General features: G+C 74.6%; 1 protein-coding gene. It reads right to left on the minus strand.

Features of this window, described 5'->3' with window-relative positions:
• Positions 1-252 (minus strand): SOS response-associated peptidase family protein (locus KVT14_RS20740; RefSeq protein WP_217617329.1); only part of this gene is annotated, 252 nt, incomplete at both ends.

Below are 252 nucleotides of genomic sequence, written 5' to 3' on the forward strand. Positions count from 1 at the left end.
CTCGCGCGGCGTCAGGTGCGGCTCCGGCACGTTCACCAGCATCGCCCCGACCTCGTCGGCCGCGGTGATCGGCGGGTCCAGCCAGCCGTCCCACAGGTGACCGGGCAGCAGCACGGGGCAGCGGTCGTGGATGTGCCCGGGGCTGTCGGTCGCGGGGCGCGTGATGATCGTGACCGTCCACAGCCAGCGGGTCGGGTCGTCGTCGGCCTTGGCGTGGTCGCGCCACAGCTCGTACAGCCCGGCCGCCGCCAG

The sequence above is a fragment of the Cellulomonas sp. GbtcB1 genome, from assembly GCF_019091725.1.
Taxonomy (GTDB): Bacteria; Actinomycetota; Actinomycetes; order Actinomycetales; family Cellulomonadaceae; genus Cellulomonas.